Raw genomic sequence first — 23,996 nt, 5'->3', positions numbered from 1 at the left:
ACGTTCCCTTCGTCAGGCGAGCCGGGTGATGACGTTGTGAGTGATGGCCGCAACATGGGGATCGGAGGCGAGCAGCCGGGCCCAGTCAGTGGTGGCGGCGGTGAAGACGGTGCCGGTCGCCGTGTAGAGGCCGAGGGTGGCCGCGCGGGGGCTGGGTATCGGCTCTCGGGCTGCGAAGTTCCAGTCGGACGGCAGTGGGGCGATGCCGAGGATCTTGAAGTCCTTCGGTGTTCCGTCTTGGCCGGTTGACTGCGGGCGGCCCTGTCCGTCGACCTCGTATGCGGCTCCGTCGCATTCGTAGCCGACAAGCGCTCGGTCGTGGCCGAAGGTGTCACCGGTCTTGAGGCCCGTTCCGGAGAACACCCAGTGGTCCGCGTCGGTGACGGTGAACCCGAGGGGCGCGCGCGGGCCGTCCCAGTGCCCGCCGCCGTTCCGGTAGCTCACGCCCAGGAGGGCGTTCTCGGGCTCCGACTCCCACCAGTGGTCAGGGCAGCCGTACGAGCTGTCCGGGTCCGTTCCGGCAAGGGCGTCGGGAGGGAACTTCGCGCACCCCAGGGCCGAGCGATCCTCCTCGAGACTCACTCGCCACCAGCAGCTGTTGGCACCGAAGTTGGCGATGTTGCCGCCTGTGTCGCGGAAGGCGGTCACGTTCCGACGGGTCTGGGCGGTCCAGTATTCGTCGTGCCCGGAGGAGACCAGGAGGCGATATCCGTCGCCAAGGAGCCGGCCTTCGTCGAGGTCGAGGTCCGTGCAGTAGTCGCTCTGGATCCCGTTTTCCTCCATCCAGGAGATGAAGGGAGCATCCCAGTGCGCGAACGTCTGCCGAGGCGACGTGGTGTCGTATGGGTCGGGCAGGCCCTTGACCGGCCCGCCGACACCGCCTCCGGGCCGGCGCAGCGTCACTTGGGAGGCGCTGTAGAGGCTTCCGCCCCCCGCCGTGTTGTACGCGTGGTAGGTGGAAACAGGGATCTTGTAGAGGACCTTGCGGCCAGAGGGAACGGAGGGCGTGACGACCAGAAGGAATCTGGCCTCGCGAGCGTCCATGACCGGCCGGCTCGGACGGAACCCCGTGCTCAGGACTCCGATGTAGACACCGGACTGCCAGTCTCGCGGTATGAGGAAGTCGTAGGCCGGCCACTGCCAGTCCTGGTCGTACCGTCCGGGTGCGGCGTCCCGTCCGGGCCACTCGATGTGCCCCGTGTGCTTGGGTGTCGAGCCCCAGCAGTAGAAGTCGAGCCGGAAGCGATCCGCAGAAGTGGCGATGTGCAGTCGGATGCTGTGGCCGGCGCGGACCGTGGGGGACGCCGGGTATCCGTTGATGCCGGTCATGAGTGGACCTGAGGCCGCGCGACTCCGATGTAGTGGTAGCGATCGGCCTGCTCGACGTGAGACTCCCAGCCCAGGGCGTCCAGCCGCTTCGTGAGTCCGTCGGCGTCGTAAAGCACCTTGACGGTCAGGTGCTGACTTCCGTCGGAGAGTCTCCGGCGAACCGTCGGAACCGCACGTCCCTCGATCGTCTCCTCGATCTCCGCCTTCGCGCGGGAGTCGTCGAGGAAGACCACGCAGCCACCGGGCTTCAGAGCCTTCCGCAGGGCGTTCCAGAAGGGTTCCAGGTACGCGGGCGGCACATGGCTGAGCCAGAAGGCGAAGAACACGGTGTCGTACTGGCGGTCCGAGACCTGGCTGAAGATGTCCGCCTCGATGAAGCGAGTCGTCGAACCCTCCAGGCGACGTTGCGCGATAGCCAGCATCTCGGGCGCGGCGTCCACCGCGGTCAGGCTGCGGGCGCGCCCGGAGAGCAGGTGGGTCCACTGGCCCGTTCCGCACGCCAGCTCCAGGACGTCTCCGCTGATGGGCAGCCGATCGAGCACGTGCGAGAGCTGGGGCATACCCATACGGTCCGCGTACGCGGTGTCGTACTCGTCAGCCCTCGCGCGGTAGTAGGCGATTTGCTGATCGGACCATTCAGCCGATGCGCCGCGCTGCTCTCCGATGTCGAGCATTCTCAGCTCCTTCATGAACCAGTAGTGTTCGGCCGCCAGTTGAGAACTCGGCGGGCTGGCAAGGTCCATGACAGCGGGGCGCAGGTCATCCGTGTATCACGGCGGGCTAGTGAGGCCGTTCATCGGCGAGCACCCTGACTTTTCAACATCTGCTTACACACGACTTCGCACGGGGCAGACTTACTGTCCCGATCGTGTTGACCAATGGGCAGGCGGTAACTGACGTGGCGAGGAGCCGTGCGGGATGGCGCCCGGACAAGCTCCGTGAGGTGCGCGAGGCACACGGATTAACCCTCGAGCGTGCCGGCGAGCGATTGCGTGAAGTGGCCACAAGGGCCGCTATCGTGGTGCCTGCGGCCAACTTCCAGACACTCTGGCAGCACGAGCAGGGCGAGGTATACCCGGGTCCGCACTATCGGCGCGCGTACTGCCTTCTCTACCGAGGCACGGAACCTGAGCTCGGATTCCGCCACCCCTTGCCCGACGAGGCCACGCACCTGGACCTCACGCCGTCGGCGGAATCCCGCAACGGCGCCCACGTTCTTGCTGTCGAGCGGGCACTCTCTCAGATCACGCCAGGAACAGATGCCTGCGGCGATCTCGACGTTCAGCAGCGGATCATCGACGCGTGGAAGCGTCGGCACACGGGCGGAGATCCTCATCGCCCGTCGCTGCTCATCGTCGGCGGCTTCGCAGGCAGTGGGAAGTCGGAGTTCTCCCGCTTCATTTCCCAGCTCACGGGATGGCCCGTCCTCGACAAGGACCCCATCACGCGTCCCCTGGTCGAGCGACTTCTGGTGGAGATGGGCAGCGAGCCCAACGACCGGCACTCCGAGCTCTACCGTGAGCAGGTGCGGCCCCTGGAGTACCAGTGCCTGCTGGAGACCGCCTACGCCAACATCGACTGCTCCATCAGCACGGTGCTGACAGCACCGTTCATCTCAGAGGTGATAGACGTCCGCTGGATCCAGCGGCTGACCAACCGATGCGAGGCCCGAGGTGTCAGCGTCTCCATAGTCTGGATCAAGTGCGATGTGGAAACGATGCGCGAGTACATCAGCTTCCGGTCCGCCGCCCGCGACAGCTGGAAGCTTCAGCACTGGGACGAGTACGTCAAAACGGTTGACGTCGAACTGCGCCCTGCCGTCGACCACATGGTGGTGGACAACCGCCTCGGCGCGGCGATCTCCCTCACTGATCAGGTACGACAGGTGTTGGGAACGGTGTTCTGATGAACCAGGGAATCTTGCTGTACGGGCCGCCTGCCGCCGGAAAGGACACAGTGACGGCAGCTCTTGCCGAACTCGACTCGCGCTATGTCCTCTTCAGCCGAATCAAAATCGGCAGCGGCAAGTCTGAGGGTTACCGGATGGGTACCCCGGGTCAGCTGGCGGAGCTGGAGAGGCGCGGCGACCTCATATACCGCAATGACCGATACGGAAACACCTACGTTGTTGACCGCCCCGGCCTCGGGCTGGCCATGGAGGGTGGGTGCATTCCCATCCTCCACCTCGGCCAGGTCGCAGGCGTAGAGGCGGTGACCGCCAAGTACCCCGCCGCCTGGTCGACGGTGCTGGTGTGGTGCTCTCGGGGGGTCACGGCAGTCCGCTCGACGAGCCGGGGCGATCGCGATACGGAGGCCCGACTCGCCGCATGGGACGCTACGGAGCAGGATCTCGCCACCAACGATCACTCTGCCTGGGATCTCCGTGTGGACACCGAAGTCTCCTCGCCTGGAGACGCGGCAGTCCTCATTGATCAGCTTGTACGCGCGTCTGTGTGACGGGCGTCCGCTGAACTCAGCAGTTCGAGAACACGGGAGATGGTGAGGGACCTGTCGTGGACCTCGTCCCAGCGGTGAAGGGCAGCGGCAATCTCCCGCATGAAGTGGTATGGCAGTCCCGACTCGGCGAGCAGGTCTGCGGCGTCTTCCAGTTCGGGCGCCCACCGCCAGGCGCGAGCGGCGGTCTTGGGAATGTAGTCCGTCTCCGTCAGATAGCTGCCGGTGCGCTTGGAGGCGATCTGCAGGAGCTCGTCCGCGACGCCGTTCGCGTCGGCCAGCCCGTATGCCACGGCGGCCAAGACGCGGGACGCTTTCTGATAGCTGGAGTATGCGAGCTTCAGAGCGGAAGCCTGCCCGATCTCAGTCCCCAGGGAGCGTGTGCGCACATCGGTCCCCTCGAAGAGGTCGGCAACCAGCGCGACGTGACGCGGGGGGCCGGAAAGGTAAAGCGTCGGCTGCTTTCCCCCGACCGGAGGAGAGCCGACGACAGAACCGTCGAGAACGGCTGCGTCAGGCAGGCAGGCGGCGACAGCTCGGACCCTCTGCGGAGTGATCGCGTTGGCCTCGACGTACGTCCCGTCCCGGAAACCGTGCTCGGCCACCGCCGCTGCGACTTCCTCGGCGGCTGCCGGCGGGCACAAGGAGACGACCAGGTCGACGCGCCGTAGGAGCTGCCCGAGATCATCGACTGCTTCCATGCCCGCGAGTTCCGCACGTTGCCGGGAAGCGTCGCTGCGGCCGACAGGACACCAGAGGACGGTCGTGCCTTGGGCTCGGAGCTGAGCTGCGAAAGCCGCACCCATGCTGCCCGGATGCAGCAGCCCCACCGCAGCGATATCGGACTTCACGTAGCCACACTCCTCGAACAGTCATCGGCCAGCAGCAGCGTGATGGCCGCTTCCGCGTCGGGTAGGCAATGATCAGGTGCGGAGAGCCGATCAGGCCAGGCCCGCCCGTTGTGGATCCAGATCGTGCGTAGGCCCGCTCGACGACCTCCATCAATGTCGGTCTCCGGGTTATCGCCCACCATCCAGCCGCCTTGGGAAAGGCGGGAGCCGCACGCTACGGCTGCCGCCTCGAAGGCGGCGGTCTCGGGCTTTCGTGCACCGACGGTCTCCGAGACGGAGACGCCATCAACGCGTCCGATCAGGCCGGTTGCCTTGAGCTTGGTGTTCTGGATGTCGGTCGCCCCGTTGGTGGCGATACCGACTCGCCAGCCGGTGGCTCGTAGGGCATCCATGCCCGCGAGTACCCTCTCGGGACACCTGACCGCCGCCGCGATGTCGGAGCGGTACTGCCTCCACAGCGAATTGGCGGAGGGCTGGAGACGGTACTGCGCCCGTATGGTTTCGAAGGTAGCCGGGAACGCTCGCTCCTGGACTGACTCGACCAATTGCGTGGAGGCGTGGTCAGTGAGGGAGTACCGAGCGGCGAACTGAGCGGCCCAATCTTGGATGGCGCCGTTCCTGTCGATCAGGGTGTTGTCGAGATCGAAGAGCACCAGCCGCTGCATAGGTGACGACCATAGCCGGAGTGGATGCGCCGCTACTGAAGAGGGGACTTCACGGTGGTGATCCCGAGGTTGCGTATCCGGAGGGTCCGTCGGTGCCCTTCAGTACGCGTACCCGTGAGGTCCGACCCGCCCTATGTGGGAAACGACTGGGCGTCTCTGTGCGACACCGTGAGGTCAAGCTGTACGTGCGCGATGCGCGACCACTCCAACGCGGGCCTGCCGCCCTACGGCGACCTCGTTCATGGAGTTCCACCGCGTTTGTACCCGACCCACAACCGGCCGCCGACCTGCTCCACCACCTCGTCCACGACTGCCACGAGGGGCTCAATCCGCCCCTCCAATACTTCACGTAGGCCATCGTGCAGCCGCATGCTGAGCCCTGGCGCCGTGGTCTCAAGACGGCGTGCCAGCCACTTCCCGCCCCCGTTCCAACACCCGCCAACAGCCAGCGCCAACTCGCCGGTTCGTCTCACCAGTTCGGTGGCAATGAACAGCCGTTCGCTCTGGTCGGTGCTCCCCGCGAGGTCGTCGAGGAGGTCGGTGATCGCGTAGCGGCAGTCATCGATCTCTTCAGCGGACACCGTGGGTGGCCCCGCGGCGGTCAGCTTCTGGGCCTCAGCGGCGAGGTGCGCCCCGACCCCATCGGTGTCGAAGAGCAGCAGCCCGTCGGCACACATCCAGAGCAGCGGTGACCGGCGCTTGCGCACTTCCCGCTCGACGTACGCGTGCCACGTCGTTTGGGTGTGCACGAACATCTCCACCGGCCAGCCACCGTTCCGGAGGCTGGCCCGGTACGGGGCTGGGGATCCGTGGAGGAGCACCACGATGTCGAGGTCCGACATCGCCGTGCGGCGGCCCGTCAAGACGCTGCCTCCCAGGAACGCAGCCCGAGCGTCAGGGTGGTGTTCCTCTACAACGGCACGCGCAGCGTCAATCGCATCCATGCAGTAACTATCAGCACTCTGCTTGTCGTGCGCACGGGGTTTCTTCGGGGATACGGCAGTGCTGCACCCTGAGGTCGGCTGCCGCCCATATGGCATGTCCCTAGGTCGGAGGTCACCTGTCAGCGGGCGAGAAGGCGGCGAATGGTCTCAGGTGACGGCCTTGGCCTCCGTCGGCGGTGACATCGACGCGGCTCACGCTGCTGCCTCACAGAGGGGCGTGGCTGGGGTAGACAGCTCCAATGCGGCGCTTTGAGCGACGTAGGAGCGTAGCCCGTGTCCCAGTTCGCCGGGGGCAGACAGGCAAGAGTCGCGAAAGACTGGCCAGCGGGTGCGGAGGGATGTCAACGTAGACGACCTCACAGAACCCCAGGTCAGAGAGGTGATCGCCGCGCCCGTGGCTCCCACTAGCCGCGGCTTCTCCACTCGTCTATCTGGCTGAGGGCGCGACGCTGGCAGCCGGCTCGGGCGCCTGCCGCCCGAGGTAGCCGTCGCTCTGAACCGGCAGGCTCCCGTTCAGGCGCCGCCGCCCCGCCCTCGCCGCGTGCCGACGGCAAGTAGACCCGCACCCAGCCCTTGGAGGCGCTCCTGTATCCCGACCCTCTGCTCGACCCGTCGACCCCGGACCGGGGCGCTCTGCCTGCGTACTGGGTCGGTCCCCGGCACCTGGCCGGTGATGACGGACGTCTCTACGACGCCGTCGCTGACACGCTCGCCGGCCTCGGCTGGACAAGCCTCGTGATCGTCCGCGGACGGCAGGAGCCCAACGAAGCACCGGAGGACCGGCAGGTCGTGCGCAGCACCGTCCTCCACATCAGCCCCGACACCCTCCGGTGGGCCCAATGGGTGCTGCCGGATGAGCCGTTTCACCTGGGCGAGCTGCCGATCGCCTGGCAGATTTCCGCCCGCGAGCACCCAGACAACGCGCTTGCGCGGTGGTCGGCCTACTTCACCCCCGGCATCCCGGGCGAGGTCCTCTGCGACTTTCTCCTCGCGCTCGGCGCCCGAGACCAGCCCACCACGGCGCTCACGGGTCCCGAGCTTGTGATGGACGCTGTCGCGGAGCACGGCTGGCTCCGCGACGTCGACCAGCCCGACTCGGTGGCGATGCACCCCACCTTCACCTCCCATCTCAGCTTCGGTGAGGTCCCATCCCTCATTCAGGACACCGATCCCCGCGCCCTGAGAATCGAGGCGGGGGAGCCAGGGGTGACGGGCTGGCAGGCATGGGCTGAGTCGGGTGTAGGCGCCCCGTACCTGTGGGCTGCGTCATTCAGCGCCAGCGTGCCGCACAGTCTTGTCGCCGCGTTCGCTTCCTCGCTCAGCTCCACCGCACCGGTTCTACGCCGGGTGCTGCCAGAGAGCACGCGGGACCAGCTCCTGCGTGCCCCTGCCAGCTGAGCAGTACTCCCGCGCTATGAAGCCGGGCCTCCCGTTCGGGAGGCCCGGCTTTCGCGCTGCTCTGTCAGCTCGTTGGCACTACTGAGTGATGGTGCTCAGGGACTATCAGAAGGTGTTGGCAGCGAAGGGACGCTCTGGTTCGAAGAGGAGGGCGAACAGACGATCGAACTCGGTCCGTTCGTCCTTTCTCATGAGCTGGGTGGCGTTGCCGAGGTCCTTCTGGGTGAGCTGCTGCATGAACGGGGCGAGGAAGTGCTGCATGGTTTCTGCGGCTTCGGTCTTTTCCTGCACGTACTTCCGGTACCGCGCGATCTGTTCACGTACTTCTTCGAGCTCTGCGCGGGTTGCCCTGAAGACGCGAGCCTGTTCCTCCTTGCTGAACGGGCGTCCGTCGCGGTGGGTCCATGTGTGGGTATCGGGTCGCTGTTTGAAGTCCGCGTCGCAGAGAAGGGCGACGATGTCGGTTCGGAATTCGGGCTCGGGCATACGGGTGCTCCTCACGGAATCGGTTGGGAGCATCAATGGTCTGGAGAATCGCCGGTTTGGCTAACCGGTGATCGTCGGCTATATTCCGCCCGTTTTCACCGATCAACGCTGACGGCTGGGGTGGTTCGCTGCCCTGGCCGTCGGTGGTGTGGCGGGTGCTGAAGTCGGGGTGCGCCTGGCATCTTGGGCGGGTGTGGCCTGGGGGTTTCCGGGTGCGGCGGGCAGGTGGGCGCTGCGGCGCAGGCGCCAGACGAGGACGTCGCTGATTGAGGCGGCGGTGTCGAGCTCGCGGCGTCGGGTGGCTTCGGCGAGCAGTGCGGCCGGGTCGTGGCCTGCCTGCTGGGCTTCGGCGAGGGTGGCGGCCAGGGCGGGCCAGCCGGGCTCGGCTTGGATTCGTTCGGCGAGCTCTGGCAGTGCCTTGCGCAGGAGATCGGCTTGCCGTTGCTGAACACGTGGTGCCAGGCGTCGGCCTCGCTGGCGGAGGGTGGCGATGGGGTGGGCTGCGGCGGCCTGGTAGGCGGTGCGTAGATGCTCGGCGGCTTGCTGGGCTGCGGCTGCCTGCTGGCTGTGGTGCCTTTTGGCGTGCCAGTTCGCCGCGGTGATGGCGAGGAAGACGGCCATGTCGATGACCATCGCCGTGGTGGCTCCGTCTTCGCCGCGGCCCAGGGCGGGGCCGCTGTGGACGAGATCGTGGGCAGCCTGCCGCAGGGCACGGTCGTGCCCGCGTACGGCGCGCACGTGGGAGCGGCTGGCTGTCAGCGATCACGCAATTCCCCACTTCGTGCGGGTTCAGCGTCACGTAATTCCCCACCCCCGCGATCACGATTCCCCATGGGGACGGTGACCGCGGGCGAGGGCCTGGGGGCACCGGACCGGGCAGTTGATATCCCTGTTCGAGTGGTTTGATCGCCTACTGGTCATCTCTGCCGATTCCTCCAGTTTCCCCATGGGCATGCCCGAGCCGGGTCGAGGGTCCTGGGCGTCTTGGAGTCGTCGTTGTCCTTCGGCCTGGAGACCGAGAGGTCGATGGACGAACCGGATGGCAAGGAGAACGTTCACCGTGGTCGACATCATCGAGATCTACGTCCACTGGTATGCGGGCCGCTCGAAGTCGCAGGTCGGCGCCTCGCTGGGGGTGGATCGCAAGACGATCAGGAAGTACCTGGCGCCGGCCGAGGCGGCCGGGATCGTCCCAGGCGGGCCGCCGATGGGTGAGGCGGATTGGGCCAAGCTGATCAAGACCTGGTTCCCGGGTCAGGCCGAACGGGGACTGAACCAGATCACCTGGCCCGAGATCGAGCAGCACCGCGACTACATCAAGGCTCTGCTGGAGACCACCACCGTTACCACGATCCATCAACGGCTTCGTGACGAGCGGAAGTTGAAGGCGTCGATCTCCTCTTTCCGCCGGTGGGTTCACGAGAACCTGCCCGATGAGGCGGCCAGGTCGAAGGTCACGGTGCTCCGCGACGACGTCGAGCCCGGCTCGGAAGCCCAGATCGACTACGGCTTCATGGGGCAGTGGATCAACCCGGGCACCGGCAAGCGCCACCGGATCTGGGCCTTCGTGATGGTGTTGCCCTGCTCGCGGCACATGTTCGTGCGCCCGGTGATCCACATGGACCAGCATGCCTGGACCGAGTCCCACGCCGAGGCGTTCAGCTTCTTCGGAGGCGTCCCGCGTCGACTGGTGCCGGACAACCTCAAGACCGGGGTGGACAAGCCCGACCTCTACGACCCGAAGACCAACAAGGCGTATGCCGAACTCGCCCTCTACTACGGCGCCCTGGTCGACCCAGCCAGAGCGGTCCATCCCAAGGACAAGCCGCGGGTCGAGCGCCCGATGCCCTACGTCCGCGACTCGTTCTGGAGCGGGCGCCAGTTCACCTCGCTCGAACACATGCAGGCCGAAGCCCTCATCTGGGCCAGGGAGACCGCCGGCGGTCGGCAGTGCAAGCCGCTGGGCGGGGCCGCCCCGCTGGCGGTGTTCGACGCGGTCGAGGCCCCGGCCCTGCTGCCGCTGCCGGACAAGCCCTTCGTACTGGCCCGCTGGTCCACCGCCACCGTCGGCCCGGACATCCACGTCAAGGTCGGCCGCACCCTCTACTCGGTGCCCTGGAAGCTGATCGGCCGCCGTGTCGATGCCCGCTCCACAGCGACCATGGTTCAGGTCTTCCACGAGGGTCGGTTGGTCAAGACGCACGCCGCCCTGGAACAGGGAAAACGCACCGACAAGGGCGACTACCCGCCGGAGAAGATCGCCTTCCAGATGAAGACCCCGCTCTGGTGCCGGACCCAGGCATCCGAGGTCGGGGACCGCTGCCGGGAGGTGGTCGACCAACTGCTGGAGGTGAACGCCCTCTACCGACTCCGCGCCGCCCAGGGGATCCTCGGACTGCGCAAGAAGTACAGCGACGTCCGCCTGGAGGCCGCCTGCGCGAAGGCCCTCACGGTCGGTGACCCCTCCTACCGCACCATCAAGGGCATCCTGATCGCCGGCACCGAGACCGACCCCGAGCCGGAGACCGGCGACGCCGGCGCCGCGGCCTTCCTCCACGGCCCCGGGGGCCTGTTCCCCACCGACATCCCCGCCCAGACACTGGGCGGACTCCACGAGGACCAGGGCCACGACGACGCTGAGGAGGCCGTGCGATGAGCGTGATGGACACCGCCCTGCGCGAGTCACTGAAAGTTCTCCGGCTGTCCGGGATGATGGAGACCCTTGACGCCCGCCTGGCCCAGGCCCACGGCGGAGAGCTCGGACACCTCGACTTTCTCCAGGTCCTCTGCCAGGACGAGATCACCCGCCGCGAGACCGTCGCCTTCCAACGCCGCCTACACCGGGCTAAGTTCGAGCAGCAGGTGACCTTGGAAGAGTTCGACTTCACCGCCTCCTCCAAGCTCCCCGCCGCCCAGATCCGGGACCTGGCCGCTCTACGCTGGCTCCACGCCGGTGAGTCCGTAATTCTGTTCGGGCCGGTCGGGGTCGGCAAGACCCATATCGCCCAGGCCCTGGGGCACCTCGCCGTCCGCCAGGGCGCGAACGTCCGCTTCGCCAAGACCAGCCGAATCGTGGCCGAGCTCGCCGGCGGCCACGCGGACCGGACCTGGGACAAGCGCATGCGCGAGCTGATCCGCCCCGACGTCCTGATCCTCGACGACTTCGCCATGCGCCAGATGACCGCCGCCCAGGCCGACGACCTCTACGAGCTGGTCAGCGAGCGGCAGGGACGATCTCTGATCATCACCAGCAACCGGGCTCCCAGCGACTGGTATCCCCTGTTCCCCAACCCCGTCGTCGCCGAATCGCTCCTCGACCGGCTGATCAACACCAGCCACCAGGTCATCATGAACGGTCCCAGCTACCGACCCAACAAACGCCCCAGGAACCCGGCCGACAAGAACGGAACAGCAGCCTCATAGGGCAGCTGACCATGGGAATCATCGGATCGGCGCCTGGGCCGTGGGGCTCAGGCGCCTCGGCCTCGGTTCGCCGACGCTAGTTGATATTGATGTTGAACGTGGAGACCTTGCCGTCCGCAGCGGTGAGGGTGACCGGCCCGAAGGTGATAATCACGGCCGAGTTGCCTCCCGGACCCTTGTAGTAGCCCGCCGCTCCGGTGACCCGGACAGCCAATGCCACGAGCGTCGACGCACCTTGCTCATCGGCGTTGATCTCCGGCTGGGCAAGGGCGGGATGCCCGTTGGCTTCTGCCCAGTCACGGAACCTGCGGGCGTCCCGGCTCATATCGGGCAGGATGCTCTTGTTGGCCCAGGCCCACAGCCATGAGCCCGAGCCGGGGCTGAAACTGCCGAGGATCTGAGCGGGCGCTGTCGCCGTCTTGTCGGGGAAGGTCCAGGTGATGATGCCGGTCGTCTGGTCCAGATCCCAGCGGTCCGCTGAACCCAGCCCCCAAGACATGTGGGCACGACCCAACTGTTCGATCATGTCTTCGCCCTGCAGAAGCAGGGGGCTCAGGTCGGCTCGCTCTCCAGCCTGACCAGCACTCTCCGGCTCATTGGCCCGCTTGAACATACCCATGCCGCGGAGTCTGCCAGAGGCCACCGACCAGTCGACGACGGCCTCTTACACCTGACACCTCGCCACCGACAGGGTGGGGAATTACGTGACCACACGGCCGGGGAATTACGTGATCGTCCACACTGGCCCGCTCGAACACGGAGGCCGCCTGCTGGAGTTCAGCACGGGTGTGGGCAGCAGAGGTCTGGGCGAGCGCGTCCAGGACCTCCCCTGCTGCGGAGATCTGTGCTGCTGCCATGCCGTCATCGCCGTGATCAATGATCAACAGAGCCTGCCAGGTGGCAGCGGCAGCCCGGCGCCGAGCGAACGCGGGATGGGTCACCGGCGGCAGGGCGGGCTGCACCGGCTCAGGCCCGCGCTCGGAGACCGCCTCTGCGTGAAGGGCCCAGCGTTCGCGGATGCGGGGCAGGGACAGGTCGGGGGCGAGTGTGGAGCCGGAGTAGAAGACCGGCTCGTCGTCCTTGTTGCGGTCATCGGGCAGCGCGACCTTGTAGCCGAGCAGGTCGCCCGACGGTGCGATCCGCTTGCGGATCAGCAGACCGTTGGCGGCCAGACGGTCGAAGAACTCATCCGTGGAGGCGGCGCCGGCCGAGGCGCCGCGCACAGTCTCGCGCAGCTGCTCCCGCGCCGTGCGCTCCCGCCCTTGGCGTTCGGCTTTGTGGCGCTCGGCGCTGGTGGGGCGTTTGGCTGCGGTGCCGTCGCCGGGGGTGACGCGGTGTAGGTCGTAGTCGGCTTCGATGAGGCGCGCTTCGGCCTGAGCGCGTTGGCCGGAGCGGTGGTGCTCGGGGCGGCGGCCGTCCTCGCGTACGAGGGTGGCGATGATGTGGATGTGGTCGTCGGCGTGGCGGACAGCGGCCCACCGGCACCCGGCGTCGTCTGGGCCGCCGGAGTCGATGCCGGTGGCGGCCACGATGCGGCGGGCGATGTCGCCCCACTCCTCGTCGCTCAGGATGCGGTCGGTGCGTGCCGCGCGTACGGAACAGTGCCACACGTGCTGGGCGGGCCGCTGCTCTGCGTCGAGGAGGTGCAGTGGCTGGTCGAGAAGCCGCTGGAGGTCTTCCTTCGTCGCGGAGAAGTCGCGGCCGGGGTCAGGCGCCATGTCGTCGAAGGAGGCGACCAGGTGCGGGTCGACGTGGTCTTCGCGGGTGCCCTTGCCGTAGAGGTAGTTGAGCAGGCCGCGGGTGCTGCTGCCTTGCTTGTGGATGCGGGGGATCAAGTGGTCCCGTCTATCTGGCGGTTGTTGATCCGCTCAACGGCCGCCCTGGTGGCGGTGGCCGCGCGGCGGACGTAGGTGAGGGTTTCCTCGATGCGGGCGCTGTCGATGTCGCCGCCCGAGTTGAGGGTCTTGGTCATCTGGTTGAGGTTGCTGCCGGCCCAGCCGAGCTTGCGGCCTGTGGCGAAGAGCTCGGTGAGGACGTCGTGGTCGGCGGCGATGGTCGCGGCGGTGCGGGTTTGGTCGCGGGCGGCGGCCAGGGCGGAATGGGCGAGGAACCCGGCGATGCTCATGCCGACGGCATCGGCGCCGGTCTGGATGATGGTGTGTTCGCGTTCGTTGAGGCGGACGCTCTGGGCTGAGCGCTGCTTCTTGTCGCGCGGACGTGATGTGCCCTTTGGCCGGCGCTGGCGGACGGCTGTACTTGGCTGCGATCCGCCCTCGGTCGCAGCCTTTCCGTCCGGCGCCCCCTGGCGCGGGTCGGGCCCCGCCACCCCTGGGGCGGGATCGGGTTCGGACGCTCCCCCCGCGGGGGAGTGTCCGAACCTCCAACTTGCTTCGCCTGGGGCTGGGGTGGCTTGTGTCTCGTTCTGGTGGTGGTCCGGGCTGCTGGTGCACGAATCGTGCATGGAGAGAAGCTCCTGGTGGGAGAGGGGGGATTGGCGGATCAGGCCGGCTGATGGGCAGTAGCCCTGCCTCCCGTTGGTTCGAGGGGGAGGGCCGTGTCTGGCATAGCGGCGCGAATGAGGGGGCTGGGGCCAGGCGGAGCTGATGGTCCGCAGGTCCCCGTGCCAGCGTTTCTGGCTGACCGGATATCCGGTCAGCCCGTGGGAAGGCTGTTTTTGGCGCCCTGCTCAGCGGCTAGGAGCCCCTTGAGTTCGGTGAGCCGGTTCTCGGAGATGGTGAGTTCGGCGTTGCGGATGGCGTTCCGCAGCACGGCGCGGGTCCCCGTTCCGTGCACTGCAATGGCCTCGCGGCCGATGGCGAGTAGTTCGTCCATTTCGGCACCGGGAGGGCGTCCGTAGCGTTGCGGCGTAGGGACGTCTTCTTCGGAGCGCGACACGGTGCTCTCGGGAGTGGGTGCCGAATCGTGCAGGGGAAGTTGGCTCTGCACGGATCGAGGAGGCAGGAACTCGGGACGAAGCCCAGGGGCGGGGTGTTCCGTGGCTTCCTCGGTCTCCGAGGCGTAGTCGGCACCCGATCGGCTGCGCGGGGGAGTTGTCTCGACATGGCGCGTGGTGCCCTCGTTCGGAGTGAAAGCGGTCCAAGGCGATGGCAGTTCGATCGTGGCCAGCGCTGTCGCGTGACGGCGGACGGCGAGCTGGTGCAGCAGCACTTCGCGTTGGTGCTGGTCGATGCCCACCGAGGCTTGGGCGATGGCCTGTGACAGCCGTCGTGAAGTGCGCCGGCCTCGCCAGCTGGCGCGCTGCTTTTGGGTTCGCTCCGCTAGATGCGCGGCCAAGGCGACGGCTCGGCGGGTGGCACGGTCGCGGGTGATCTGCGCGGCATCACGATCGCGTTCGGCGATCCCAAGGCGGGAGAGCAGGCGTTCGCGTACTTCGCGTCCGATCCGGGCGAGGACGCTGTGGGAGGCGGCCTCGGGCGTGCGGATGCGCAGTTCGATGCCCATGGCCTGATGCCAGAGCAGTGCGGCCATGACCGGGCCTACGAAGGCCCGCACCGTGCCGCCGACCACACCCGACTCGGCGTACGCGGGGATCACCTGCACAGCGGTGATCACCCAGGTCAGGATGCCGGGCAGGCCGGGTGCTTGCTTGGGGCCGTGCAGGTTCTGCCGCGCCAGCAGTGCCGTGGCGAAGAGGGCGAGTTCGGCAGCGGCGAACATCGCGGTGCGCTCGGTGGTGCCGCTCATGTCCAGGTAGTCGGCGGCGAACCGCCAGCTGGTGTCGGCGCTGTAGGCAGTACAGCCGACCGCAGCCAGTGCGGCGACCCTGACTGTGGGCGTTCCGGGCTGTCGCTTGCCGCGGTTCCGGAGAGCGCGTCGGTAGATCAGCCAGCCGACCAGCAGCACCGTGCATGCGACCAGAAGGGCGGTAAGCGCGAGAGACATCGCGTTCCAGCGCCCGAGTGCGGGCAGGGCGAGTTGCGTCATACAGGGGGTCTCCAGAGGCCCGCCGCGCCGTGTGGGCAGGCGTGGGCGCGGGCGGGCGGCGTGGTGAAGGCGAGCAGGTGCGGTCGGCGCCGTGCGGTCAGGCGGCGGGCTGGCGTCTGCGGTCGGCGCCGGTGAGGACGACGGTCGTGGTCATCTCGGCGAGACGGGAGGCGACGCGGTCGCCGACAGCGTCGCGCAGCGCGGCGGTCGGCAGATTCGTCGTGATGAGGGTGGGGAGCAGGTCGGTGTAGCGGCGGTTGATCAGCCGGTACGTGATCTCCTCGGTCCACTCCGACTGCTTGGCCGCGCCGAGGTCGTCCAGGATCAGCAGCGGGCAGCTGCCGAGAGTGGCGAGGTCGCGCTCGGCGTCGTGGCCAGGGCGTGGGCGCAAGCGGGCGTACAGGTCGGCCGTGGTGGCTGCCTCCCACCGCAGTCGCACACCGGCGGTCAGCAGTGACCGCACCGCGCCGTACGCCTGGTGCGTCTTGCCGGTGCCGGTGGGTCCGGCGATCAGGAGCGATGGTCCGAGTGCGATGCCCCGGGTGCCGCTCGGTCCGGGCCGTGCGGCAAGGGCCACCTCGTCGACCCAGGCGGCGACCTGCTGGTGGCCGGCGAGGGCGTGGCGGTAGCGAGGCGGGATGCGGGCCTCGGCCAGTTCCAGTGCGGTCACCCGCTCCGAAGGGGCCTCGGCGGGTGTGGCGGTTGCGTCGATGCCCCGGTCGGCGAGGATCGAGCCGAGGCGGGCCGCCAGGGTGTTGATGCGCTGCGGTTCCCGGCTGGTGGTGGCTGTGGTCACAGCTGGCCCCCGTAGGCCGTCTCGACGTCAGCGGGCGCCGGGTTGGTCCACGCTCGGTGCGGGGCGGCAGCTGCCCGCGGAGTGTTCATGGCCTCGTTGACCAGGCTCGGCAGCAGGCTTACGGACAAGCCCTTGGCACGCATGCGGCTCATCCCGGCGCGGATGTGGTCGGGTGCGACGCCCTCGCCGAGCAGTTTGGTGACCACTCGGCCGAGGTGGCCGAGCACGTCGCTGGGCGGCCGGTGTTCACATGAGGCGACGTACTCGCCTACCAGACTCTTGGCCGAGACCGAACTCGAGGCAGCCTGGGGCGCGGGGGCGCTTGCGCTCCCCACCGGAGGTGATCCTAGATCCAGGATCCTAGGTCCTAGATCCGGACCCTGAGTCCTCACTGCAATCTCCCGGCGTTGTGGTGAGGACTCACTGAAATTGCCCTGACCTGCGGTTTCCCGGTTCACGGATGGCTCACTACATTCGCGGGACCCCTCAGGGCTTCCCCCATGAGGGCTCACGGCCTGTTCACGGAGGACGCCGTGACCAGGCGGGGCGGCCTCGGCCGATCGGCCGCCCTGGTGGTGCGGACAGGCCGGGCAGCGGCTGCCGCTGGGCCGGTTGATCTTCTGGTGGCGAGCCCAGGCGACGATGTGCAGGTATCGCTTGCCGTCGTCGCCCTCGTACCGGCAGATCAGACCGGCACCGTCGAGCTGCGTGAGGTCGTCCTCGACCTCCAGCGGGCCGTGCTCGGGGCGCAGGGACCACAAGGCGCCGGCGATGACGGCGGCCTGGTCGCGGAAGCGGCCATGGTCGTCTGCCTGCGTGAGTAGGCCGAAAAAGGTCCGCTCGGCATGGACACTCACCGCGGCGAGCGACTCGGAGATGAAGGCTTCCGGCTTGATGGTGCGTATCCGCGCCATGTCTATCGCCCCGCCTTCGTGGGCAGAGCAGAGGAGTTCGGCGACGAGGATGCGACTACGGCCACGAAGGCAGTAGCTTGTTGGGGCATAGACGGTTCCTCACCCGGTGGCGTTGCAACCGCCACCGTCTTGATCGTTCAGGTACGGGCGATATCGGTAGGGACTTCTTGGCCCCCGGCGTTGGCCCGCCGGGGGTTTCTTCATGTGCTCGGCGCCGCAGGGGTTCCGGGCGCATGGCCAAGACAGCCACACCCTCCCCGCACAAGTCCAGCATTCTGCCGAGAAAGCAAACAGCTCTCGGCGAACGCATCGTGCGCGGCTTCCCTAAAACGGTAAACCCGAATTGGCGGTTGACGAAGAAGCGGCATAAAAGGGGCAACCGGTAAACCAGTTTTGGTGCGGCTTTGGCGGGCGTGCGAGGTAGCCGGGCGATGCAGGAACCCCACGTCAGAGACCCGGTAGGCGATAGGGCATCAGGGTGGTTGGAGAAATTTGGCCAACGGCGGATTCCGGGCTATGTTGCGTCGCTCGCGGGACCCAGGGGACCAGATCTGACAACAAAGACGCGGAATATAGCAGCGGATCGCCGGTTACCGAAACCGCGCAATCGAAGCTACAACTGACCCATGCCTGAAAGCCCTCTGGGAATTGGTCCGGCCGGCGTGCTGACCGCCCGCGCCATTGTGTGTGCCCGCACAGCACGCGGATTCGCCCAGCGTCAGCTGGCCGAACGGGTCACCGCGCTCGGCCGCCCCATGACCATCACGATGTTGTCCCGCATCGAATGCAGACAGCGCCGTTGCGACGTCGACGACCTCGTCGCCATCGCAGCCGCTCTCGGCGTCTCGCCGCTCGCCCTGCTCGCCGAGACGAGCTAGCGGAACGAGCCCTCACGGCGTTGCCCGGGTGGGCCAACACCCGGCAGCCGCTACGTACATCACCTCGCCCGTACCTGAACCACCAAGACCGGCGTATCCGTATCCGCACGGCCGCGCCAGAGAAGGAACCTCCTTGCACCGAGAGGCCATTTCCCCTGCCCTGTTGCCCTTCCGCCTCCGTACCGCGAAGGAGGCGATCTCGCGTGGCTGAGCAGCCAGGCACCGAGGTAGCGCTGTCCCGCCTCTACCTCCCCGAGGAAATTGCTGCTGTTCTCGGCTGCTCTGCCTGGTGGGTCAAGGACCGGGCCCGTCGGCGGCTGATCCCCTTCACCCGGGTTGGCCGCGCGTATCGCTTCACTGCAGAACACCTCGCAGAGATCATCCGGCTCCATGAGGAACGGCCCGCACGGGCATCCCAGCCGTTCACAGCTCGGACCGCCGCAAAGGCACACGGCCAGCAGGCGAACGCGCCCCAGCGCCCCCAGCTTGCCGCGCCGACAACCCGCCTGCGGGCGCGGCCTCCGTCCCGCGTCAGGCAGAGCCAGTTCAGCACCGTCGCCTGACGCGACCACGTATCAAAGGAAAGGAGGAGCGTGGGTTTCGCGGAGAAGCGCGGAAACTACTGGCGCGGCCGGTACAAGACCGCACCTGGCAAGCACCTCACGGTCATCGACGAGAGTGGCAAGGCGATCAAGTTCGCCACCAAGGGCGAGGCCCAGCGCGCCGCGAGCGAGGCCGAGAACAAGTACCGGCGCGGCGACTGGCGTGACCCGGCACTCGGCCAGGAGACCTTCGGCGAGTACGCGAGCCGCTGGTACGGCGCCCAGGACCTGGCCGCCTCGACGATGCAGAACTACAAGCGCCACATCGAGGAGCACCTGCTCCCCGACTTTGAGGACAAGGGGCTCGCCGGCATCCTGCGCATCGACGTCGATGTCTGGGAGAAGAAGGAGAAGGCCGTGTACGCGGCCTCCAGCGTCAAGACTTGGCGCTCGACACTCCACTTGATCTTTGAGGACGCGATCGACGAGGGCCTGATCACGTCCAACCCGGCGGCCAGGAGGCGCGGGCGCGGCAAGCGCGCCGGCCGCTCACGAGACCGCGGGCCGGAGAAGGTCGTCACCGACGCGGTCGGCATCCTGCTGACCGCCGAGAGAGCCGCCCTGCTGTCCGGCCGCGATGACGAGTTCGTCGCTGTCGTCCTCAAGGGATACACCGGCAAGCGCTGGGGCGAGATCGTGGGCCTGGAGACCGAGTTCGTCCGTCCCGCGGCTTTTCGGGTCGAGTGGCAGCTGTACGAACTCGACTCGGGGGAGCTGGTGCGCTGCCCACCCAAGGACGACAGCTACCGCACCATCGACTCCATGGACTGGCTGTCGGCCCTGGTCGCCAACCACATCGCCCGCACGAAGCCGACTCCCTGCTCGTGCCACGGCAGGACCTACGTCTTCCGCGGGCAGGGCACGGCTCGTACGGGTGGCCACCTGGGTGCGAAGCTCGTCGACGTCGCGCGCCTGGCCAGCGTCTCCACAGGGACGGTGTCCAATGTCCTTAACCGCCCCGACCATGTCGCCGAAGCCACGCGGGTACGGGTCGAGAAGGCCATCGCGGACCTCGGTTTCGTACGGGGCGGCGCGGTGCCGACGCACGCAGCCCACTGGCGCAGGAACGGTTTCGCGACATGGCTGTTCACCCCTGCGGTCTCAGGCTGGTACCCGAAGAAGGCGCCGCAAGAACCACGGCCTGTGCCGCTACTCGGCGAACCTTGGCCTGGTGTCCCGGCGCGAGGGCGCGGCGCCGGTGCGCGGGCCGACTCATGCTGGCTCCCAATCGCCAAGGGCCTCACACCCCACGGGCTCCGCCACACCCACCGGACCATGATGGAGGACCTCGGCACCGAGAAGGTGCTCATGGACGAGCGCATGGGCCACATCGACGGATCGGTCTCGGCGCGCTACGCCCACGTCACGCCCGGCATGCGCAAGCGGCTCATGCTCGGTCTGACCGAACAGTGGGAGGCGGCTCTAGACGCGCGGCTTGCCATGCGTCCCACGTCACCGGTGCGCGTGCTCGATGACCTTCTGCGCGCACGCAGGCAGGCACTTGACCTGGCGTAGTGCCAGCGGTGAGTTGCGCCTGTGTCCCCTACGGGGCACAGGTGCTTCCTCGTCGCTCGAAGCGCGCTGGGCCTACCCACCGGGCCTGATCACGTCGGCGGGACTCTGGGGCGCTCGGTTCCTTCTGGTGGTTTTGGCAAATCGACGGGCGCCGGCATCAACAGACCTGGCTCAATAGGCACATGGAGATTGGCGAGCACTGGGCATACCGCGCGAGACCGAAGGAACTGGGCAGCGCGGTTCGCCAGGTAGAGATCGTTCGTGTGGGCGGCCCCGGCAGGACTGGCTGGGTCCACGTGCGGTTCCTCGAAGGCGACGCCGCCGGCCTGCAGGAATGGGCCAATCCCACTTCCCTCGTTGCGCCGTGGGCGAAGGTCGAAACGTTCCGCGCGGACGACAAGGCGGAACTGGCATTGGCCGAGGCATCGCGACACGTGAGAGGCAGCACAGACTTCGAGGCCGCGCGGCTGATCCTCGGGTTCGTCCGACCGAAGAGCAAACTGCGCCTACGACGAGGCGTCCCGGACGCCGGGATTCTGGACATGGGCCGGTTGGATGAGACCGCACCGCTCGTCGGCAGGGACGCCGCGGAACTGCGGGACGACCCTATGGTCTACGAGAACCGCGACGGCCTGTGCCTGGCCGGTTGGCCGGTCACAGAACGCCTCGCCCGTCATGTTGCCGACCGCCTCGCCGACACGATCCTGCCGGAGGTGGACCGCAAGCAGCAGAGCCTGGAGCAGGAACGTGCCCAGTCCTCCTGGTACTCCTACAGCCGCCGGGACGACCGCAAGCTGGACGCGGAAGCGGCCATCCTGAGGGCCGTGCGGGCGTGGTGCGGCGAGGACAAGTCCGAGCGCTACGACGAACTGGTCGCCCTGCGCGCCGAGGTCATCCGGCTCGGGCAATTGGTCGAGCGCGCGGTGACAGCCCTACGCGACCGCGGGCATGGCGTCATCGCCTCCACCATTGAGCGCGACCTTGGCGTCCATATCTCCAGCCTTGGTCCAGACGTTCGTCGCTGAAGTCGCGCTGCCGGTCTGGCTCCGGCTTGGGTGGCGCGACTTCCGCCTGAGACTTCTCCTTCTTCGGCAGCTTCTCCTTCTCCGGCCGCTGTGGGTGCCAGCCGTCGAGAAACGGCCGCAGCTGGTCTCCCGTCGGCTTCGCGTGGAAGCTGCGGCCGGCCAGTCCCCTGCCGCTCACGGTGGGGTCGTGCCGGTCGGCCTCGGCCTTCCCCCACGCCGACCACTCCCGCAGCCTTTCGGTATCGAGGACGTCGTCGGACGTGGCGGCGGCTTCGTCCAGAGCTGCGCAGAAGTCCCTGATCTCCCCTGCGGCCCGCCACTGTTCCAAGGCCGTGCCGAAGTGCTCGGCACGCACCGCGTCCACTGCCTTGATGGACGCGACGCTGACAGCCGCCTCCCACTCCCGCTGCTTACGTTCCTTCTCCTCCGCTTCCCGACGACGGCGCTCTTCCTCCTGCCGCTCCCGCTCCTTGCGCAGTCGCTGCTGTTCCGCTTCCCGCTCTTCCCGCAGCCGTCGCTGCTCAGCCTCCCGCTCCAGCCGAGCCCGCTCCTGCTCTTCAGCACGCGCCTTGAGCGCTCGGAAAACCGAACCGATCTGGTCCTCCAGCGGCTTCTTGGAGGTGTCGGCCCAGTCCTTCTTCCAGCCGGAGGCGTAGCTGTAGCCCGAGTGCTGGCTGAAATGCAGCTCCAGCTCGCCGGACGGCTCGAACCGGTGCGCCGGAGTGACCCGCTGCCAGTCGTAGGTACGCCGGCCCGGCTGCTTGGGCACGTATCGAACCTGCTTCTCCCGCTCGCGGAAGCTGATCTCGTACGTTCTGCCGTGGATGGTGAGCAGGGGTCTCGGCTGCCTGCGCTTCTTGGACACCGCGATCTCGCCATGGAGGACGAGGGCCTGCTCGGCGAGGAGCCGGAGCAGTGAGAGCACCCGGGGAAGGACCTCCTCCGAAACCTCAAAGGCGCTGTGGTCCGCGGTCACCGCAGCGATCACGTCGTCAACGTCAGTGATCACACGGCTGCGTGCCAGGCGGATTCGGTTCCACTCGGTGTCGTCCTCGCCGGTCACCCTGAGCAGGCCGAGGAAGAAGTCTCCCTTTGCCCGCCCGCTGTACTTGAGGTGGTATCCCTCAGGAGCACACTGCCGCGCCGCGTCGAATGCTCTCCGGTAGCGGGCCCGCTCCTCGTCGCTCGGGTCCGGGACACGGAGGAAGCGCCCAGCCTTCTGCACCTCTGCGATCAAGGTCGTGCCGACTTTCGCCGGTGACTGCCGTGGCGGCTTCACGGGCGGCTGCGGGGCTGGCTTCTTCTCGTCTGGCGGCGCGGCCTGTTGCCGAGGGGGAAGGGGAGTCTGTGACTTGGGCTGGGCCGGCGCCGACCGCTGCTTCTGCGGAGCCCGCTCCGGCCGGTCCGGGTGATGACCATGCTTCAGATAGAAGCGCCCCGCATCAGTGATCTCCGCCCGCCACTTCCCACCGTGCCTCGGCATGGTGATCAGACCACGGCCTTTGAGAGCGCGGGCGGTGACGGCGAGCTCGGGGCTGTCCGCCGTGACGGGGTCGGACCCGTCTCCGATGCGGGTGAGCAGGGTCAGCTGGCGATCGTTGAGACGCGACCAACGGTGCATGGTCATGGTCGTACCGGTCTGCCGATCCGTGCACAAGCGGAATAGTGATTCGGCTGGAAATCATCGCATTGTCCGACCCTGAGTCGGGGAGACATCTGCGGTCGTCACTGTCGGTAGAGGGAGAGTTGCATGGCGTGGAGATCGGCCGAGAAGACGGACAAGGCGCTCAGTCAACTCGAAGTGATACGCACAGCACTTGAGGATCCGGCCACGGGATTGAGTGCGCTGTACGTGACCCTGGACCAGAGCCGCCAGAAGGTCCTGGAGTCTGTGGCACAGGGGACGCTCGGGCTGCGTGAGGAGAACCGCGAGCTTCGTCGGCGCCAGGAGCGGATGATCACCGATTTGGCCGACACCCGAAGCAGCCTGGAGGCCCTGAGCCAGCGCATGGAGCAGAACACCAAGGCGCCCCCTGAGGCGCGGGCGCCGGATCTCCCGGCGCCAGTCGTCGTCGCCGATCCGGTGGAGCAGCCGGCTGCCATCGAAGACCCGCACGGGGCGGAAGCGTCGGCGGCACCATCCAAAGCCATCGAACCTGTCGAGGGGAACGAAGCCCAGGTGGATCCGCTTGAAGAAGTCCGCACCGCTCACGGCCAAGCCCGCGCCGCAGGGGAGATCGCCGCGCCACTCGAGTCTCCCGCCAAGAGTCCCCGCGAAGATATTTCTGCGGCAGGCCAAGAGGACGACAGGGCTCACCTGGGGCGACTGCTGTCCGCGGCGTCCATCGCCTCCGCACAGCTGGTCTGCCATCGCGAGACGTGGGACTTCATTGCCGAGCAGACCAGCGGCCGCCCCCACTTCCGCCTTCCGGAGCAGGTCGACGACGTAGACGACGGGCGCATCCAGACATCACTGTCGGGCAGGTCCCTGCTCGCCCTGCTCACCACCATGTGGCAGGTGATTCGTGACCACGAGACGAGCGCCGCGTCCGGGAAGGACCAGGACCCGGCGACCTGGGCCCTGGCCGCGGCCGTCTACCGCAGGACCGCCCTCGCGGTGGACCAGGTGACACACGAGTCGGAGAAGGAGAACGGCCCCGCCGTCATCGTCCTCGACGACCGGAGCAGGCGTACGGCCGCCACTTCCTGATCGGCTCCCTGCGGGGAGCCGATCCCGAAGTCGGCTCCCAAACGGCTCCCAAAAGAGCCCT

At 67.6% G+C, this 23,996-nt stretch carries 22 protein-coding genes and 2 pseudogenes; 10 read left to right on the top strand and 14 right to left on the bottom strand.

Annotated features, from left to right (window positions below):
• Positions 1-12: 12 nt before the first annotated feature.
• Together OG306_RS17370 and OG306_RS17365 are read right to left on the bottom strand one after the other, a co-directional pair.
• A complete protein-coding gene (locus tag OG306_RS17370) occupies positions 13-1,329 on the bottom strand; it encodes a N,N-dimethylformamidase beta subunit family domain-containing protein (protein WP_371665448.1) in 1,317 nt (438 codons plus the stop codon).
• The gene (locus OG306_RS17365; protein WP_371665447.1) at positions 1,326-2,018 is read right to left on the bottom strand and encodes a class I SAM-dependent DNA methyltransferase; all 693 of its coding nucleotides are present in this window, start codon (positions 2,016-2,018) and stop codon (positions 1,326-1,328) included. Before OG306_RS17365 ends, OG306_RS17370 begins: the two co-directional genes overlap by 4 nt.
• A gap of 209 nt (positions 2,019-2,227) precedes the next feature.
• Here OG306_RS17365 and OG306_RS17360 point away from each other — a divergent pair, with 209 nt between their 5' ends.
• Together OG306_RS17360 and OG306_RS17355 are read left to right on the top strand one after the other, a co-directional pair.
• On the top strand, positions 2,228-3,235 hold the full coding sequence (locus tag OG306_RS17360; protein ID WP_371666253.1) for an AAA family ATPase: 1,008 nt from the start codon (positions 2,228-2,230) through the stop codon (positions 3,233-3,235).
• Positions 3,235-3,786 (top strand): guanylate kinase, encoded by a 552-nt coding sequence (locus OG306_RS17355; protein ID WP_371665446.1) that lies wholly within the window; start codon positions 3,235-3,237, stop codon positions 3,784-3,786. The genes OG306_RS17360 and OG306_RS17355 overlap by 1 nt, the downstream gene beginning before the upstream one ends.
• Here OG306_RS17355 and OG306_RS17350 read toward each other — a convergent pair.
• The 3 genes from OG306_RS17350 to OG306_RS17340 form a co-directional block, all read right to left on the bottom strand.
• A complete protein-coding gene (locus OG306_RS17350; protein WP_371665445.1) occupies positions 3,762-4,634 on the bottom strand; it encodes a DUF1932 domain-containing protein in 873 nt (290 codons plus the stop codon). The two genes, OG306_RS17355 and OG306_RS17350, sit on opposite strands and share 25 nt — an antisense overlap.
• A complete protein-coding gene (locus tag OG306_RS17345; protein ID WP_371665444.1) occupies positions 4,631-5,299 on the bottom strand; it encodes an HAD family hydrolase in 669 nt (222 codons plus the stop codon). Before OG306_RS17345 ends, OG306_RS17350 begins: the two co-directional genes overlap by 4 nt.
• A 239-nt stretch (positions 5,300-5,538) precedes the next feature.
• Positions 5,539-6,243, bottom strand: a complete 705-nt coding sequence (locus OG306_RS17340; RefSeq protein WP_371665443.1) for a nucleotidyltransferase domain-containing protein — start codon at positions 6,241-6,243, stop codon at positions 5,539-5,541.
• Between the two features lie 573 nt (positions 6,244-6,816).
• Here OG306_RS17340 and OG306_RS17335 point away from each other — a divergent pair.
• Positions 6,817-7,641: a DUF317 domain-containing protein gene (locus OG306_RS17335; RefSeq protein ID WP_371665442.1), complete on the top strand. Its 825-nt coding sequence runs from the start codon at positions 6,817-6,819 to the stop codon at positions 7,639-7,641.
• Positions 7,642-7,746: 105 nt separating this feature from the next.
• On the opposite strand, the gene OG306_RS17330 is transcribed toward OG306_RS17335, so the two are convergent.
• Together OG306_RS17330 and OG306_RS17325 are read right to left on the bottom strand one after the other, a co-directional pair.
• Positions 7,747-8,127, bottom strand: a complete 381-nt coding sequence (locus OG306_RS17330) for a hypothetical protein (protein WP_351083224.1) — start codon at positions 8,125-8,127, stop codon at positions 7,747-7,749.
• A gap of 102 nt (positions 8,128-8,229) precedes the next feature.
• Positions 8,230-8,880, bottom strand: a pseudogene (locus OG306_RS17325) (mobilization protein); the annotation flags it as partial.
• A gap of 307 nt (positions 8,881-9,187) precedes the next feature.
• On the opposite strand from OG306_RS17325, the gene istA reads away from it, so the two are divergent.
• Both istA and istB read left to right on the top strand, forming a co-directional pair.
• Positions 9,188-10,783, top strand: coding sequence for an IS21 family transposase (istA, locus tag OG306_RS17320; RefSeq protein ID WP_371666206.1), 1,596 nt, complete (start codon positions 9,188-9,190; stop codon positions 10,781-10,783).
• Positions 10,780-11,550 carry an IS21-like element helper ATPase IstB gene (istB, locus tag OG306_RS17315; RefSeq protein WP_266745168.1) on the top strand — a complete coding sequence of 257 codons (771 nt, stop codon included), beginning with the start codon at positions 10,780-10,782 and terminating at the stop codon, positions 11,548-11,550. The genes istA and istB overlap by 4 nt, the downstream gene beginning before the upstream one ends.
• 76 nt (positions 11,551-11,626) lie before the next feature.
• On the opposite strand, the gene OG306_RS17310 is transcribed toward istB, so the two are convergent.
• The 6 genes and pseudogenes from OG306_RS17310 to OG306_RS17280 all read right to left on the bottom strand — a co-directional run bounded on the left by OG306_RS17310 (position 11,627) and on the right by OG306_RS17280 (position 17,205).
• Positions 11,627-12,169 (bottom strand): DUF6882 domain-containing protein, encoded by a 543-nt coding sequence (locus OG306_RS17310; protein ID WP_266745167.1) that lies wholly within the window; start codon positions 12,167-12,169, stop codon positions 11,627-11,629.
• A gap of 121 nt (positions 12,170-12,290) precedes the next feature.
• Positions 12,291-13,385, bottom strand: a pseudogene (locus OG306_RS17300) (relaxase/mobilization nuclease domain-containing protein); the annotation flags it as partial.
• Entirely contained in the window at positions 13,382-13,675 is a 294-nt protein-coding gene (locus OG306_RS17295; RefSeq protein ID WP_371665440.1) for a mobilization protein, read from the bottom strand. The pseudogene OG306_RS17300 and the gene OG306_RS17295, both read right to left, overlap by 4 nt.
• 527 nt (positions 13,676-14,202) lie before the next feature.
• On the bottom strand, positions 14,203-15,495 hold the full coding sequence (locus OG306_RS17290) for a hypothetical protein (RefSeq protein ID WP_371665439.1): 1,293 nt from the start codon (positions 15,493-15,495) through the stop codon (positions 14,203-14,205).
• A 97-nt stretch (positions 15,496-15,592) separates the two neighbouring features.
• Positions 15,593-16,291: an ATP-binding protein gene (locus tag OG306_RS17285; protein WP_371665438.1), complete on the bottom strand. Its 699-nt coding sequence runs from the start codon at positions 16,289-16,291 to the stop codon at positions 15,593-15,595.
• A complete protein-coding gene (locus OG306_RS17280; RefSeq protein WP_371665437.1) occupies positions 16,288-17,205 on the bottom strand; it encodes a hypothetical protein in 918 nt (305 codons plus the stop codon). Before OG306_RS17280 ends, OG306_RS17285 begins: the two co-directional genes overlap by 4 nt.
• Before the next feature lie 626 nt (positions 17,206-17,831).
• On the opposite strand from OG306_RS17280, the gene OG306_RS17275 reads away from it, so the two are divergent.
• The 4 genes from OG306_RS17275 to OG306_RS17260 all read left to right on the top strand — a co-directional run bounded on the left by OG306_RS17275 (position 17,832) and on the right by OG306_RS17260 (position 21,225).
• Entirely contained in the window at positions 17,832-18,083 is a 252-nt protein-coding gene (locus OG306_RS17275) for a helix-turn-helix domain-containing protein (protein WP_351086281.1), read from the top strand.
• Positions 18,084-18,286: 203 nt separating this feature from the next.
• Positions 18,287-18,646 (top strand): helix-turn-helix domain-containing protein, encoded by a 360-nt coding sequence (locus OG306_RS17270; protein ID WP_371665436.1) that lies wholly within the window; start codon positions 18,287-18,289, stop codon positions 18,644-18,646.
• A 30-nt stretch (positions 18,647-18,676) separates the two neighbouring features.
• On the top strand, positions 18,677-20,200 hold the full coding sequence (locus OG306_RS17265; RefSeq protein ID WP_371665435.1) for a LacI family DNA-binding transcriptional regulator: 1,524 nt from the start codon (positions 18,677-18,679) through the stop codon (positions 20,198-20,200).
• A 182-nt stretch (positions 20,201-20,382) separates the two neighbouring features.
• Positions 20,383-21,225 (top strand): PE-PGRS family protein, encoded by an 843-nt coding sequence (locus tag OG306_RS17260; protein WP_371665434.1) that lies wholly within the window; start codon positions 20,383-20,385, stop codon positions 21,223-21,225.
• Here the strand turns inward: OG306_RS17260 and OG306_RS17255 are convergent.
• Entirely contained in the window at positions 21,155-22,852 is a 1,698-nt protein-coding gene (locus OG306_RS17255; protein ID WP_371665433.1) for a PE-PGRS family protein, read from the bottom strand. The genes OG306_RS17260 and OG306_RS17255 overlap by 71 nt on opposite strands.
• A gap of 123 nt (positions 22,853-22,975) precedes the next feature.
• Between OG306_RS17255 and OG306_RS17250 the strand changes: the two genes are divergently transcribed.
• Entirely contained in the window at positions 22,976-23,935 is a 960-nt protein-coding gene (locus tag OG306_RS17250; protein ID WP_371665432.1) for a hypothetical protein, read from the top strand.
• The last annotated feature ends 61 nt before the right edge of the window (positions 23,936-23,996 follow it).

Source organism: Streptomyces sp. NBC_01241 (genome assembly GCF_041435435.1).
Lineage (GTDB): Bacteria > Actinomycetota > Actinomycetes > Streptomycetales > Streptomycetaceae > Streptomyces.
Note: the sequence above shows the minus strand (reverse complement) of the source record. Positions and strands in the feature narration are given on the sequence as shown.